This window comes from Streptosporangium sp. NPDC002607, from assembly GCF_053592655.1.
Map to the genome: position 1 here is coordinate 74764 of NZ_JBSFWD010000005.1, position 15087 is coordinate 89850.

Annotated in this window: 12 protein-coding genes; 3 read left to right on the forward strand and 9 right to left on the reverse strand. The window is 69.5% G+C overall.

Translation table 11 applies throughout. The features are described from left to right. Positions 1-39 precede the first annotated feature (39 nt). The 4 genes from dop to ACWD3H_RS07605 all read right to left on the reverse strand — a co-directional run bounded on the left by dop (position 40) and on the right by ACWD3H_RS07605 (position 5921). Positions 40-1554, reverse strand: a complete 1515-nt coding sequence (gene dop / locus ACWD3H_RS07590) for a depupylase/deamidase Dop (RefSeq protein ID WP_350919239.1) — start codon at positions 1552-1554, stop codon at positions 40-42. Between the two features lie 87 nt (positions 1555-1641). Beyond that, positions 1642-2775 carry an acyltransferase family protein gene (locus tag ACWD3H_RS07595; protein ID WP_451954422.1) on the reverse strand — a complete coding sequence of 378 codons (1134 nt, stop codon included), beginning with the start codon at positions 2773-2775 and terminating at the stop codon, positions 1642-1644. A 307-nt stretch (positions 2776-3082) separates the two neighbouring features. Beyond that, positions 3083-4846 (reverse strand): proteasome ATPase, encoded by a 1764-nt coding sequence (gene arc, locus ACWD3H_RS07600; protein ID WP_350919233.1) that lies wholly within the window; start codon positions 4844-4846, stop codon positions 3083-3085. Positions 4847-5051: 205 nt separating this feature from the next. Continuing rightward, entirely contained in the window at positions 5052-5921 is an 870-nt protein-coding gene (locus tag ACWD3H_RS07605) for a tRNA (adenine-N1)-methyltransferase (RefSeq protein WP_350919231.1), read from the reverse strand. 160 nt (positions 5922-6081) lie between these two features. Between ACWD3H_RS07605 and ACWD3H_RS07610 the strand changes: the two genes are divergently transcribed. Continuing rightward, positions 6082-7188, forward strand: a complete 1107-nt coding sequence (locus ACWD3H_RS07610) for a GNAT family N-acetyltransferase (RefSeq protein ID WP_451954423.1) — start codon at positions 6082-6084, stop codon at positions 7186-7188. 9 nt (positions 7189-7197) lie between these two features. Here ACWD3H_RS07610 and ACWD3H_RS07615 read toward each other — a convergent pair whose 3' ends face one another. Further along, entirely contained in the window at positions 7198-8421 is a 1224-nt protein-coding gene (locus ACWD3H_RS07615; protein ID WP_350963069.1) for an aminotransferase class III-fold pyridoxal phosphate-dependent enzyme, read from the reverse strand. Between the two features lie 67 nt (positions 8422-8488). Next, positions 8489-9403, reverse strand: a complete 915-nt coding sequence (locus tag ACWD3H_RS07620; RefSeq protein WP_350919222.1) for a carbohydrate kinase family protein — start codon at positions 9401-9403, stop codon at positions 8489-8491. A gap of 84 nt (positions 9404-9487) precedes the next feature. Here ACWD3H_RS07620 and ACWD3H_RS07625 point away from each other — a divergent pair, with 84 nt between their 5' ends. Beyond that, positions 9488-10087, forward strand: coding sequence for a TetR/AcrR family transcriptional regulator (locus ACWD3H_RS07625; protein ID WP_350919219.1), 600 nt, complete (start codon positions 9488-9490; stop codon positions 10085-10087). An 83-nt stretch (positions 10088-10170) separates the two neighbouring features. Here the strand turns inward: ACWD3H_RS07625 and ACWD3H_RS07630 are convergent, their stop codons facing one another. Further along, a complete protein-coding gene (locus tag ACWD3H_RS07630; protein WP_451954424.1) occupies positions 10171-10959 on the reverse strand; it encodes a serine/threonine-protein kinase in 789 nt (262 codons plus the stop codon). Positions 10960-11078: 119 nt separating this feature from the next. Between ACWD3H_RS07630 and ACWD3H_RS07635 the strand changes: the two genes are divergently transcribed. Next, complete coding sequence (locus ACWD3H_RS07635; RefSeq protein ID WP_451954425.1) at positions 11079-13070, forward strand: cation:proton antiporter; 1992 nt, start codon at positions 11079-11081, stop codon at positions 13068-13070. Between the two features lie 112 nt (positions 13071-13182). Here ACWD3H_RS07635 and ACWD3H_RS07640 read toward each other — a convergent pair whose 3' ends face one another. Together ACWD3H_RS07640 and ACWD3H_RS07645 are read right to left on the reverse strand one after the other, a co-directional pair. Continuing rightward, the gene (locus ACWD3H_RS07640; protein ID WP_451954426.1) at positions 13183-14646 is read right to left on the reverse strand and encodes an FHA domain-containing protein; all 1464 of its coding nucleotides are present in this window, start codon (positions 14644-14646) and stop codon (positions 13183-13185) included. Continuing rightward, positions 14643-15080: a hypothetical protein gene (locus tag ACWD3H_RS07645; protein WP_350919207.1), complete on the reverse strand. Its 438-nt coding sequence runs from the start codon at positions 15078-15080 to the stop codon at positions 14643-14645. Before ACWD3H_RS07645 ends, ACWD3H_RS07640 begins: the two co-directional genes overlap by 4 nt. Positions 15081-15087: the final 7 nt, after the last annotated feature.

Consider the following 15087-nt stretch of genomic DNA (forward strand, 5'->3'; position numbering starts at 1 on the left):
AGAGGGAGGCCACCGGGAGCCTCCCCCTCGGGAGCGCCACTACTCACCGGTCAGCGCCGTCACCAGCTCCGCGGCGGTACGGCAGCGGTCGAACAGCTCGCCCACGTGTGCCTTGGTACCGCGCAGCGGCTCAAGGGTGGGGACACGCTGCAGCGACTCGCGGCCGGGGATGTCGAAGATGACCGAATCCCAGGAGGCCGCGGCCACCGACTCGCTGTACTGGCTCAGGCAGCGGCCTCGGAAGTAGGCGCGGGTGTCGTTGGGCGGCACCTCGACAGCCCGCTGGACCTCTTCCTCGGTGACCAGGCGCTGCATGCGGCCCCGGGCGACCAGCCGGTTGTAGAGCCCTCGGTCGGGGCGGATGTCGGAGTACTGAAGGTCGACGAGTTGCAGGCGCGGATGCGACCAGGGAAGGCCGTCGCGGGTGCGATAGCCCTCCAGGAGCTCCAGCTTGGCCACCCAGTCAAGCTCCCCGGACAGCTGCATCGGGTCATCCGCCAGGCGGGTGAGAACCGACTCCCAGCGCTCCAGGACGTCCTTGGTGGGCTCGTCCATGCCGTTGACGCTGCGTTCCTCGGCATACTTGCGCGCGAGTTCCAGGTATTCCATCTGGAGCTGCACCGCCGTCAGCCTGCGGCCGTCGCGCATGGAGATCTCGTACTTGAGCGTCGGGTCGTGCGACACCGCGCGCAGCGCCTGGACCGGGTTGTCCACGGTGAGGTCACGGGTGAAGTAACCGTCCTCGATCATGGCCAGGACGAGCGCGGTGGATCCCAGTTTCAGGTAGGTCGAGATCTCCGACATGTTGGCGTCACCGATGATGACGTGCAGGCGGCGATACTTCTCCGGGTCGGCGTGCGGCTCGTCCCGGGTGTTGATGATCGGCCGCTTGAGCGTCGTCTCCAGGCCCACCTCGACCTCGAAGAAGTCGGCCCGCTGGCTGATCTGGAAGCCCTCACCCCGGGAGTCCTGGCCGATGCCGACCTTGCCCGCACCGGTGACGACCTGCCGGGAGACGAAGAACGGCGTCAGGTGCCTGACGATGTCGGCGAACGAGGTCGCCCGGCGCATGAGGTAGTTCTCGTGGCAGCCGTAGGAGGCGCCCTTGTTGTCGGTGTTGTTCTTGTAAAGCTGGATCGGGGCGTTGGCCGGCATCGCCGAGGCGCGAACCGCCGCGTCGTGCATCACCCGCTCGCCTGCCTTGTCCCAGATCACCGCCGCCCGAGGGTTGGTGCACTCGGGAGTGGAGTATTCGGGGTGGGCATGGTCCACGTACAACCGGGCCCCGTTGGTGAGGATCACGTTCGCCAGGCCGAGGTCCTCGTCGGTCAGCTGGCTCTGGTCGGCCACCTCCCGCGCGAGGTCGAACCCCCGCGCGTCGCGCAGCGGGTTCTCCTCCTCGAAGTCCCATCGCGCGCGCCGCGCTCTGGCCGCCGAGGCCGCCAGATAGGCGTTCACGACCTGAGAGGAGGTCACCATCGCGTTGGCCCCCGGCTGTCCGGGCACGGAGATGCCGTATTCGGTCTCGATGCCCATCACCCGCCGTACCGTCATGCGCACCCTCTGTTCATCAGGGACTGTTTCTCTCCGAGGTATCTATTCCCGACCCTAGACCCTTCACTATGCCCGGTGGTCGGACAGTTATGGCACCGAAGCCTTTTCGCCCGTTGCGAGGGGGATCGAGGAGAACCCGGGAGGCTGTGCGGGCGACGCCTGTGCGGCCTTCCTGCGCCTTCTCGACTTGACGAACTCCTGAAGGGGACGCTCGGCCACCCGATACACCAGGTAGGAGAACGCCATCGCGGCCAGCACGGTGACCAGGGCGGTCAGCGGCGGCAGCAGCGTGTCCCGCAGGGCCGGGACGATCAGGACGGCGGCCGCGGTGTGGAAGAGGTAGAGCGGGTAGGTGAGCGCGCCCAGGACCACCAGGCCGCGCCAGCGCAGCCACCGCAGCCAGCCGAGCGCCACCATCGCCATGAGTACGTAGAAGCCGACCACCGTGGCGACGACGGCCCAGTCGGGCACGGGCATCGCGGCGTAGCCGACCTTCTCCACGCGCCCGGCCACCCGGTCGAGCGCCGCACTGACGGCCAGGCCGCCACTGATCCCGGCCAGACACCACAGGACCAGCCTCGGACCGAATCTGGTCATCAGGAAGAACGCCATGCCACCGACGAAGTAGGCCGCGTACTTGGGCATGATCACAAGTTCGACCCACGCCTCATCGCTTCCCGCGAAGAAACCCGCGGCCAGGAGCCAGACGCCCATGAAGGCCAGGCAGCGGTTGAGCGTGACCCCGGTGATCACCAGGATCGAGATCAGCACGTAGAAGCGGAGCTCCACCCAGAGCGACCAGTAGACGCCGTTGGCGTCATAGACGCCGAAGGCCCGCTGGAGCATGGTGAGATTGACCCCGTACTCGCCGAGGCTGAGCTTGGGGTCCAGGGCCGTGGCCGCGGTCAGCCCGTAGACCGCGGCGGTGACCACCACGCTGACCCAGTAGGCGGGAAAGAGCCGCACCAGCCGGGAGAGGGCGAACGCCCCCAGACCCCGGCCCCAGATGCTCATCAGGATCACGAAGCCACTGATCATGAAGAACAGCTCGACACCGAGGATGCCGAGTCCGGAGATCGTGGAGATCGCCGGGAACAACTTGGCGGGACGGTCGCCCCACACCGAGGCGAAGGCGATGAAGTAGTGGAAGGCGAGCACCGCCAGGGCGGCGGCGAAGCGCAGGAGGTCGAGTTCGGCGAGGCGGCCGCTTCCCCGAAGCACCTCGCGAGACCCCGTGCCGGTCACCTGACGGCCGGGCCGGAATGTTCACGCACGCCACTTGGACGACGCTTCGATCATTCGGGTTCCCTGTGACGGCTGTTGATTTCCGGTCACTTTCGGGATGGATGTGACTGGAGATACGGGTGGCGCCGGGTCCGCGCAGCCGAATACGAGTGACAGCAGGTCAAAAAAGCAACAAAGCCCTCTAATGCCATCAAACACCGCGAAAGTAGACAAAAACTTGGCGAGACAACGACGGCGCGGCCCCCGAGGGAGGCCGCGCCGTGGATCGGCACGCGTGCCGCTTTTACAGGTACTGACCGGTGTTGGCCACCGTGTCGATGGAACGCCCGGCCTCGGTGCCCTGCTTGCCCGTCACGAGGGTGCGGATGTAGACGATCCGCTCGCCCTTCTTGCCGGAGATGCGGGCCCAGTCGTCGGGGTTGGTGGTGTTGGGCAGGTCCTCGTTCTCGGAGAACTCGTCCACGCAGGCCGCCAGCAGATGCTGGATCCGCAGACCCTTCTGCCCGGTCTCCAGGAACTGCTTGATCGCCATCTTCTTGCCGCGGTCGACGATGTTCTGGATCATCGCGCCGGAGTTGAAGTCCTTGAAGTACAGGACCTCCTTGTCCCCGTTGGCGTAGGTCACCTCAAGGAAGCGGTTCTCCTCGCTCTCGGTGTACATCCGCTCGACGACCCGCTGGATCATCCCGAAGATGGTCTCCTGGCGGCTGCCACCGTGCTCGGCGAGGTCCTCGGAGTGGAGTGGGAGCTCCGCGATGAGGTACTTCGAGAAGATGTCCCTGGCCGCCTCGGCGTCCGGCCGCTCGATCTTGATCTTGACGTCCAGGCGGCCGGGCCGCAGGATCGCCGGGTCGATCATGTCCTCGCGGTTGGAGGCGCCGATCACGATGACGTTCTCCAGGCCCTCGACGCCGTCGATCTCCGACAGGAGCTGGGGAACGATGGTGTTCTCGACGTCGGAGGAGACGCCCGAGCCCCGGGTCCGGAAGATCGAGTCCATCTCGTCGAAGAACACGATCACCGGGGTGCCCTCGGAGGCCTTCTCACGAGCCCGCTGGAAGACCAGGCGGATGTGCCGCTCGGTCTCGCCGACGTACTTGTTGAGAAGCTCGGGACCCTTGATGTTGAGGAAGAAGCTCTTGCCGGACTGGCCGGTCTTCTCCGCGACCTGCTTGGCCAGGGAGTTGGCGACCGCCTTGGCGATGAGTGTCTTGCCGCAGCCGGGCGGTCCGTAGAGCAGGACGCCCTTGGGCGGGCGGAGCTTGTGCTCGCGGAAAAGGTCGGCGTGCAGGTACGGGAGCTCGATGGCGTCCCGGATCTGCTCGATCTGCCGCATCAGCCCGCCGATCTCCTCGTAGGAGATGTCGGGCACCTCCTCCAGGACGAGCTCCTCGACCTCGGACTTGGGGATGCGCTCGTAGACATAGCCCGAACGGGGTTCGAGCAGCAGGGAGTCGCCTGCCCGGATCGGCTGGCCCACCAGCGACTCGGCGAGCTTCACCACCCGCTCCTCGTCGGCATGCGAGATCACCAACGCGCGCTGGCCGTCCTCGAGAAGCTCCTTGAGCATCACGATCTCGCCAAGCTCCTCGAAGCCGAGGGCCTCGACCACGTTGAGCGCCTCGTTGAGCATGACCTCCTGGCCGCGCTTCAGCGAGTCGACGTCCACCGCCGGACTGACATTCACCCTGAGTTTGCGGCCACCGGTGAAAACCTCCACCGTGCCGTCTTCTCTGGTTTCGAGGAACACGCCGAACCCGGATGGCGGCTGCGCCAACCGGTCTACCTCCTCCTTCAGCGCGACGATCTGGTCTCTGGCCTCCTTGAGGGTGGCCACCAGACGCTCGTTCTGGCCGGTTACGGCCGCGAGGTTCGCCTGCAAGTCATGGAGACGCTCTTCAAGGATCCTGGCCTGCCGGGGAGACTCCGTCAGCTTCCGACGCAACACGGTGATCTCCTCCTGCAGGAAGGAGACCTGTGTTGTGAGGTCAGCGACCTCCCGTTCGCGCTGCGCGGCTCGAGCCTCAGCGTCGTCGCGAGCTGCCACGGCGTCACCTCCTTCCCAGTCGAGACCGACTACTCGAAACCCTACCCATCTAAGGGCTGTCCCTTACCTGGCTGAGCAGTGTTCGTATGACTACATTAAGTGCGCGATGATTAATCCCTTTTGGTGCTTTTAGTGCTAGAAGCATAAGAACACGAAGGTCTGCTCCCGTGTCACTCCCCCGCGAACCGTCGTAGCCGAATCGTCATCATGTGGCGGAAGACGTGGACTCCTCACCCTGTGCACCCTTCGCCGGACGTCTACGTCGAGGTGGTGGCGTCACCCCGTCGGCCATGCGACGGGCCGTGACCAGGAAGCCGGTGTGGCCGACCATTCTGTGGTCGGGCCGCACAGCCAGCCCCTCGACATGCCAGTCACGAACCAGGGTCTCCCACGCATGGGGCTCGGTGAAACTCCCGTGCTCCCGGAGAGTTTCGACCGTACGCGACAGCTGGGTTGTGGTCGCGACATAACAGCAGATCACGCCGCCAGGGGTGAGGGCCTTGGCCGCGGCGTCCACACATTCCCACGGGGCGAGCATGTCGAGGATGATCCGGTCGACGTCACTCTCGTCGAGGTCCGCGACGAAGTCGCCGACCACCAGGCGCCACTGCGACATCGGGCCGCCGTAGAACTTCTCCACGTTCTTGGTGGCGATCTCGGCGAAGTCCTGGCGCCGCTCGTAGGAGGTGACGGTGCCCTCGGAGCCCACCGCGCGCAGCAGGAAGCAGGTAAGCGCGCCGGAGCCGACCCCCGCCTCCACCACCCTGGCGCCCGGGAAGATGTCGGCCATGGCCACGATCTGCGCCGAGTCCTTGGGGTAGATGACCGCCGCGCCGCGCGGCATGGAGAGCGTGTAGTCCTGGAGCAGGTGCCTGAACGCCAGATACTGGGTGCCCCCGGACGAACGCACCACCGAGCCCTCGGGCCGGCCGATCAGCTCACTGTGCGGGATCCCGCCCTTGTGCGTGTGGAACACGCCGTCTTCCTTCAGCGTCACCGTATGACGCTTGTTCTTGGGGTCGGTGAGCTGAACCTGATCCCCGGCCTGAAACGGCCCATGCCTGCGAAAACCCATGACCGCAAGGTTAACGGCGCGCGACCGCGGCCGATCCCGCCTCTGGCCGGGAGCGGCGGTCGAGCAGGGGGGAAACGGACACGGCTGTCCGGAGCGGACGGACAGCGACGATCCGCAAAATGGTTCGCTCCACTATGGGGGAACTGGTAGCTGTTGTCGTGTGTTTCCCCAAGATGTGATTCCGGCGGGCCCCGTCGTCCTGAGGCCGCTCGCCCCCGCCGACACCGAAGCGATCGTCCGCGCCTGCGCGGACCCGGAGATCGTCCGGTTCCTCCCCCTGGTACCCGTGCCCTACACCCGGGACGACGCCCTCCAGTACCTGGAGATGGCCGAGCAGGATTGGAAGAGCGGGGGAGCCGCGTTCGCCGTCGCGGACGCGAAGACGGGCGAGTGGCTGGGCAACATCGGCCTCAAGCCCTCCCGCCTGCGGAGCACCAACGAGATCGGCTACCTGGTCGCACCGTGGGCGCGGGGCCGGGGGGTGGCCACGGCCGCCACCGCCGCGCTGGCCGGATGGGGCTTCGGCCACGGGGTGGAGCGCGTCGAACTCCTCGCCGACGTGGAGAACCTGGCCAGCCAGCGTGTCGCCCTGGCCGCCGGTTTCCGGCACGAGGGCGTTCGGCGCGGGGCCGAACAGCAGCGTGACGGCACCCGCCGCGACCTGGTCTCCTTCGCACGCCTGCGCGGCGACTCCGGCGAGCGGGTGACGCCGTTCCTGCCGGACTTCCCCGGCGGCTCACTGACCGACGGGATAGTACGGCTCAGGCCGCTCACCCCCGCCGACGCCGCCGACTACCTGGCGCTGCACAACCTGCCCGACGTCGTGAGGTACAGCGTCCCGCCCGAGCCCCGCAGCGCCGAGCAGGTCGAGGAGCGGTGCCGCACGGCGGGCGCGACCCGACTGGCCGGCGGGGGGGTCGAGGCGGTGATCACGGACGCCGCGACGGGCGCGTTCGCCGGGGAGATCCAGCTCTCCAACCTGGCCCCGCCGCTGGGGCAGGCCATGACGGGCTACAGCCTGCTGCCGGCGTTCCGCGGCCGGGGCTTCACCACCAGGGCGGTGAACCTGCTGGTCGACTGGGCCTTCGAGCACACCTCCCTGAGCCGGATCATCGCGGGCACCTCCCCCGCCAACGTCGCCTCGCAGCGCGTGCTGGAGCGCGCGGGTTTCACCCGCGAGGCCCTGCTGCGCGGTCTGCTGCCCGGCCCCGACGGCAGCCGCCTGGACGACCTGCAGTGGTACCGGCTGCGGGACACCCCACGCTAGGGGCCGCGTTCAGTCGGCGCCGAAGTGGGCCCTGAGCCTGGCGTAGGCGGCGTCGGTGCCCTGCAGCACCCGGTCGATGTCGGCGTCGGTGTGGGCCGCCGACAGGAACCAGTTGTGCCACGGATGGAGGTAGACCCCCTCCTGCAGGCAGGCCGCGGCCCAGAACATGCCCTTGTCCAGGGTCACATCGCCCTCGAAGGAGAGCCATGGGATCTGCACCGGGCCGGTCTGGTTGACCGTGAAGCCATGGGAGGCGGCCTGGGCGGCGAGGCCCTCGCGCAGGCGGGTGCCCGCGCGCTCCATCAGGGCGATGCCGTCGATGTCGCGCAGCGTCTCGATGGTGGCCTTGGCCGCGGCCATCGGAGCGGCGTTGAACCAGAAGGAGCCCGTGGAGTAGAGCGTCTGGGCGGGCCCTCGCAGGGCGTCCACCCCGGTGACGGCGGCGATCGGGTGACCGTTGGCCATGGCCTTGCTGAAGGCGTACAGGTCGGGGCGCACGCCCAGCGGCTCCCAGGAGCCGCCCAGGTCGATCCGCCAGCCACCGCGCACGTCGTCGATCACCAGCGCGGCGCCGATCCGATCGGCCAGCGCCCGCACCCCCCGGGCGAACTCCGCGGCGACGAGTTCCTGGTCCTCGAACGAGTCGTGCTTGAACGGCGTCACGATGATCGCGGCGACGTCGCCCTCCGCCTGCGCCGCGGCGGCCTCGACGCTGGCGAGGTCGTTGTAGGTGAACTCGACCAGGTCCGCGCGCTCGCTGGGGGTGGTCCCCGCCGTACTGGGCGTGCACCACGGGTCGGCCCCGTGGTAGGCGCCGTGCGCCATGAGGACCTTGGTCCTGCCGGTGGCGGCGCGGGCCACCATCAGCGCCTGGGTGGTGGCGTCGGTGCCGTTCTTGGAGAACATCACCCAGTCGGCCTGCGGGACGGTGTCCACCAGAAGCTCGGCGAGCTCCACGTAGACGGGGCCGGGGCCGTTGAGGCAGTCGCCCGCGGCGAGCTGGGCCGTGACGGCGGCCTCGACCGCGGGGTGGCGATGGCCGAGCACGACGGGACCCCAGGAGCACATGAGGTCGACGTACTCGCGCCCGTCGGCGTCCCGCTGACGGCAACCCTCGCCGCCGACGAAGAACTGCGGGTAGGCGGGGCCGTGCAGGGCCGCGTTGAGGTGGCCGTACATGCCGCCGGGGACGACCTTGGCGGCCCGCTCCCTGAGGCTGGCGTCGATGGACATGCGTCGTCCTTTCAGATCTGGATCGGTTCGGGCGGTTCGGTGCCGTGTCCGGCCGCGAGCGGTGGGATCACTTCTCCTCGCGTAGTGCGCGCGCCCCGTCCAGGCCGGCGTCCGAACCCAGGCCGCCCGCGACGCGAGCGGCCAGCGCGGTGCCGAGCCGTGCCGAGCCGGCCACGTCACGGCCGTCGACCAGGCCGGCGATGAACCCGGCGCAGTAGGCGTCACCGCACCCCGTGGTGTCGACCACTTCGACGTCGAGGGCGGGAACGCGGGTGACGCCCTCCGCCTCGGCGATCAGGCTTCCGTCCGCGCCGAGCGTGACCAGGACCGCCGAGGGCCCCTCCCCCAGCAGGGCCAGCGCGGCCTCCTCCGCACTGCCCGCACCGCTCATCAGCAGTGCCTGCTCCTCGTTGGGCAGGAGGTAGTCGACGTGCGGGAGAAAGCTCCGGACCCCCTGCATGAGGTCCGGCATATTGGACAGAAGGTCCATTGTGATGATCGTGCCCGCCGCGCGCGCCTCGTCGAGCAGCGCGAAGAAAGCGGGGTCGTACAGGCCCCAGGTCACGTCCATGCCCCCCAGGTGCACGACGCGCGCACCGAGGATCCGCTCGCGACCGACGTCGGCGACGGCCAGGCCCAGGTTGGCTCCGGGGACGTGGAAGGACGGGCGCCCGCCGTCCGGACGGATGGGCAGGATCGAGGCGGCGGTCTGCTCCCCCCGCCTGCGGACCACCCCGGTCACGTCGACGCCGCGCCGCCCCATCATCATGACGAGCAGATCTCCGAGCTCGTCGTCGCCGACCGCCCCCACCGAGGCCACCGGGACACCGAGCGCGGCCAGGTCGACGGCGGTCGCGGCCGCGGCACCCGCGGCGGTGACGCGGATCTGCTCCAGCAGGTGGGTGTCCTGCCCGGCGGGAATCGACTCCACCGGCCTGGCGAGCACGTCCACGATGTGCACCCCGAGGGCTACGACGGTCATAGCGAGTCCTCCTCATGTCTTCAGCGGATAATAGACGGGCGACCGACTACAATGTCAACGGATTCCGTTCGGGAGGGAACCGAGTTGCCAAAGATCGTCGATCATGGGGAGCGTCGCGAGGAGGTCATCGAGGCCGCTCGCCGCATCATCCTGCGCGAGGGCATCGAGGCCGCCACGACCAGGGCGATCGCCAAGGAGGCCGGCTACTCCAACGGCGTGCTGACCCACTACTTCGCCGACAAGGACGACATCATGCTGTCGGCGCTGCGCTCCTCGCACCGGCGCATCGTGGAGCGCCTGCGCGGCAAGCTGGCCGGCCTCACCGGGCTGGCGGCGCTGCGCGAGCTCCTCCTCGACAACCTGCCACTGGACGAGGAGCGCACGCGGGAGAGCGGGCTGGAGGTCGGCTTCTGGAGTCGCAGCATGACCAGCCCGGCGATGCTGGAGGCGCAGCGCGCCGAGGCCGAGGAGCTGCGCTACCTGGTGCGCAGCCTGCTCGGCGCCGCGGCCGCCGGTGGGGAGATCTCCACCACCGAAGACCTCGACGACGTGACCGAGCGGCTACTCGCCCTGGTCGACGGGCTGAGCGTGCACCGCCTGCTCTACCCGGGCAGGCTCGGCACCGCACGTCTGGAGCGGGTGCTCAACGCCGAGCTGGACCGCCTGCGCCCCACCGGCGGGTAGCGCCCGGCCACCCCGTGGCCTCGGCTCCCGGCGCGCACGCCCAGGGAACCGAGGCCACGGTCCCGGGGCGCGCGGGCGGAAGCTCAGACCAGCAGGGCGTAGAGCCGGTCGGCCACCCCCCGCGCGGTGGGCCGCTTGGCCACGTCGCCAAGGCATGCCTGGACGAGGTCCGACAGCTCGGGCTCCAACCCCGGATCGATCGACGGCGGCGTGCTGTACACCTTCCGCAGGGTCAGCAGCGGGTCGTGGGTGGGCAGTTTCCCGTAGAGCCCGACGCCGCTCACCGCCCAGTGCAGCGTCGCGCCCAGCGACCACACGTCGCCCGCGGGGGTGGGCGTCTCCCCCTGCAGCAGCGTGGGATCGGTGAACTCCACCGAACCGATGTCCCCCATCCCGGTCACCGTCACGCCCGGCGTCAGCACCTGCGACAGGCCCAGGTCGGAGAGCTTGCCCCCGTTGTCGGCGAGCAGCACGTTGCCGGGGCGGATGTCGCGATGGACGATGCCCTCCTCGTGCAGTGCCTGCGCCGCGTGGGAGACGCAGGCGATCGAGCGCAGCACCCGCTCGCGCGACGGCCGCTCCGCGGGATGCGCCAGCGAGCCGTCCGGCAGGTACTCCATCGAGTAATAGAACACCCCGCCCTGCTGGCCGGCGTCGTAGAGCCGCACCAGATACGGGGAGCGCACCGCGGCGAACGCCTTCAACTCTCTCGTGGCGCGGCGGAAGGCGTCGTTCCCCGTGCCCCCCACCACCTTCACCGCGACCAGGTCCGCCTCGATGGGTAACCGCTCGGGCCTTTTCGCCAAGTAGAACTCACCGTGATTACCGGCTCCCAGTGACCGGATGAACTCATAGTCGGCGATGCCTTCCACAACGGTCTCCCTCCATGCCTGCGCAACGTTCGCGACGACATCCCACACACGGTAACGTCGCCTTCGCCATTCTCGGGGCTTTTCTTTGCATACGGAAAGCGTGCTCGCAATTGCTGCACATGGATCTGCTCCTGCTTGACCTTGTCATCGTCCTTGCGGCCGCGCGGCTTTTCGGAGCGCTGGCCAGATGGCTCGGCCAACCTCCGGTCATCGGCGAGATCGTGGCCGGCATCCTGCTGGGCCCCACCCTGCTGGGCCCCCTGATCGGTGACGAGCTGTTCGGCTCCGAGATGCGGCCCCCGTTGCAGGCCCTGGCCAACGTCGGCCTGGTGCTGTTCATGTTCGTCGTCGGCCTGGAACTGGACCAGAAGCTGGTCAGGGGCAAGGGACGGATCGCGGTGACCGTGGCGCTCGGCTCGACCGTGGTGCCGTTCGTCCTGGGCTGCGTGCTCGCGCTGGCCATCGCGGGTGAGCACGTGGGAGGCGACAAGACCCTGCCGTTCGTGCTGTTCATGGGCGCGGCGATGGCCGCCACCGCCTTCCCGGTGCTGGCGCGGATCCTCACCGACCGGGGAATGCAGCGGATCACGCTCGGCGGCCTCGCCCTGGCCTCGGCGGCCGTCATCGACGTGCTCGCCTGGACCGTCCTGGCGGTGGTGGTGGGCATCGCGGGGGCCGGAGAGTCCGAGGGGCAGTGGAAGGTCCTGCTCGCCCTGCCGTACGCGCTGGTGATGTTCCTGGTCGTCAAGCCCCTGCTGGCCCGGCTGGTGCCCGCCTACGAGAGGGCCGGGCGGCTGACACCCGGCCTGCTCTCCCTGGTGCTCCTCGGTCTGATCGGATCGGCCTGGGCCACCGAGTGGATGCACGTCCACTTCATCTTCGGCGCGTTCGTGTTCGGCGCGGTGATGCCCCGCGAGGGGGCGGAACGGCTCAACCACGAGATCCTGGAGCGGCTGGAACAGCTCGCCGTACTGCTGCTGTTGCCGATGTTCTTCGTGGTGGCGGGGCTCAACGTCAACCTGCGCGAACTCGACCTGTCCAGCCTCGGCACGCTCTCCGCGATCCTGGCCGTCGCGATCGGCGGCAAGCTGCTCGGCTCCTACGCCGCCGCGCGGACCCAGCGGCTGCCCAACCGGCAGTCCTGGGCACTGGCCTCCCTGCTCAACACGCGAGGGCTCACCGAGATCGTCATCCTCACCGTCGGCCTGCAGAAGGGCGTGCTCGACGACGAGCTCTACTCGCTGATGGTGGTCATGGCCCTCGTCACGACCGCGATGACCGGCCCGCTGGTGCGCAGGATCTACCCCGACAGGCGGGTGGCCCGCGACATCGCCGAAGCCGAACGTGCCGCCCTCGGCGTGACCGCCGCCCACCGGGTGCTGGTGATCGTGCCCGATCCGCCCGCCGAGCAGGCCCCGTTGGTCGGCCTGACCACCACCCTGGCCCTGTCCAGGTCGCCGTCCGAGGTGGTCCTGGGCCACCTGCGCCCCTACCCGGCGGGCCGCCTGGAGGTCGGCAGCGGCCTCTCCTCGGAGCTGGCCGAGCTGGCCGAGACCCTCCACGACCTGGAGGCGCTGGCCGGCAGTGCCCGCGAGCGCGGCTCGGAGACCAGGGTGGTGAGCCGGTTCAGCGCGGATGTGGCAGGCGAGCTGCCGGAGCTGGCCTCCGGTGCCCGAGCCGACCTGCTGGTACTGCCCGCCGGTGTCCCCGGCTATGCCGCCGTACGTGACGGCGCGGTCTGCCGCGTGGTGACCGTGTCCTTGCCCGTGCCGGAACAGGCCGAGCCCGGCTCCGAACCGGGGCCGGTCGCGGTACGTTACGGCTCCGGTGACGACGCGGCCGCGCACGTGGCGCTCACCCTCGCGATGCTGTGGGACCGGCCACTGATCGTCACCGGCGGGAACCGGGCCTCAGCCCTGGCCCAGCGGCTGTCCAAGCTCGGAGTCGCGGCCGGCACGGGTGCGATCCCCGAGGGTGCGCTGGTCGTGGCCGCCGACACCGGGACCGCCCCGGAGGGCGCGCACCTGCTGGTCCGCCCCGAGCAGGACCCCGACCCGGTCGACTGGGCCGAGGCCGTCTCCGCTCTGCGCGCCCCGGCCCCGCAGCTCTGATCGCACATCGACCTGGCACGCGAGCGGCACGGCGAAAGGACCCCGAGAACACGCCGGGCGGTACGGCCATGGCCGTACCGCCCGGAAACCGCCAGGAAGGCGAAAGGCGTTCTCAGCGGTTGCGGTGTGACTCGTAGCGCATGGTGCGCGAGACACCGATCCGCACGGTGGTGCCGGGCATGATCGTAACCGGCTCGTTCGGCGGGATGTCGTAGAAGTTGGGGTCACCGGGCGGCTGGATCTGGGTGCCGTTGACAGATCCCAGATCGACCAGGTTGACGTCCCAGCCGTCCAGCGCCACCCGCAGATGCCGGCGGGAGACCGAGCCGTCGGGGCTGGTGACCTTGGCCGGGCGCACAGAGCCGTCGGCCACCTCGGGTGCCCGCTCGGGGTCGCGGCCCACCAGATAGTCGGTGTCGAGCCGCAGCGTGAGGCCGTCGTCCAGGAGCAGGACCCCCAGCGGCGGGCGCGGACCCTTGTAGGGAACGAGGGTGCGCTGGACCAGTGCGATACCGCAGACCGCGCAGTAGGGCACGCGAGGGTCATTGAAGTGGTCGTTCTTGCAGTCGACCCCGTAGACCAGCGGCCGCGCCTCGGGTTCGGCCCCGGAGTTCGGCGCGGGCGCCGGAGACTCGGCCCCGGACTGTGAACCGCCGGGCGTCAGCAACTCGTACTCGAACGGCTGGTCGCGGACGTCGACGGGATCCCCGCCCATCCCGCTGGCCCTGGCCGTGTCGATGTCCTCGTGACGGACCTCTTCATGGTGGACCATCGCGGAGGCGGGTCCGGTGGAGGGCATCGGCCCCTGCGGGGAGACCGCGGGGATCGGCTCGGAGTGCCACGCCTGCGGCTGTGGCTCCATCGGCGGCGGGGCGGTGACCGGCGGATAGGGATCCGCCGGGCCCATCGGATAGGGCTCGGCCGGGCCCAGGGGGTAGGGCGCCGGCGGGGCGCCCTCCGGGAGGGCCGACCACTCGGGGGAGGCCGGCCGCTCGGGTGGTGCGGGCATCGGGGTGGGCTCGGGGGCCACGGGCTCCATCCGGGGTGCCTGGTGGACCTGTGACGCGGCGGGCTCCATCCGCGGCATGGCCTGCGGGGCGGCCCCCGCCTCCGTCAGGTCGCACCAGACGCCGCCCGCGACGATCACTCCGGCGTCCAGCCGGGACAGCGGGTGCGCGGCCCCGGCGTCGGGCAGGCTCAGCTCCACCCGGGTCACCGGGCCGGGAACCAAGCGGTCGGACCAGGTGAGCGCGTCACGTCCGGCGAGCTGGATCTCACCGGCCGCGCCGGCCACCGCCGCGAACGCCGGGCCGCTGACCAGGACGGCCACTCCCCCGCTGACCGGACCGGCGACGGCACACGCCACCGGCTCACCGATCACGACGGCGAGGATCTGGGCGACCCGGCGGGCCAGCAACCGGCCGTCGCCGCCCGAGGCCGCGGTCTCCCGCAGCGCCCCCAGCAGATCCTCAACGACGGCCTCGGCCGCGTCGCACACCAGCAGCAGGCCGCCCACATAGGCCACCAGCCCGTTGCCCGGAAGCGGACGCACCACCCCGAAGCCCTGGTCGGTCACAGAACTCTCCCTCCCCGGAAACGCCACCGGATGAACGGCACCCGCATGGGGCCGTTCGTCACCAGCCAGATGCATACCCAGACGACCGTGAAGTGCGTCCAGAAGGCGGCCGGCGGAACCGGATCGATAACATCGACTGCACCGGACCGTAGCAAAAAGTACAGCACAAGGCCTTCGGGCACGAGCGTCAGCAGGCCGAACAGGGTCGGCCAGTCCTTCTCCCATCTGAACTGCATCAGGAAGTGATATATCAGCTCCCAGACGATCCCCAGCACAGCTACCGCCGCGAGGACCAGGAACCCGTTGACGTAGCGCTCGGAGAGCGGCCCGGAGGAGCCGGGAAGCACCGGCACGATCAGCAGGGTGATGATCGCGCCAACGGTGGCGAGCATGAAGAGGCGCGTCTGAATACGGCCCCACAGAGTCGGAACCACGGGGGAC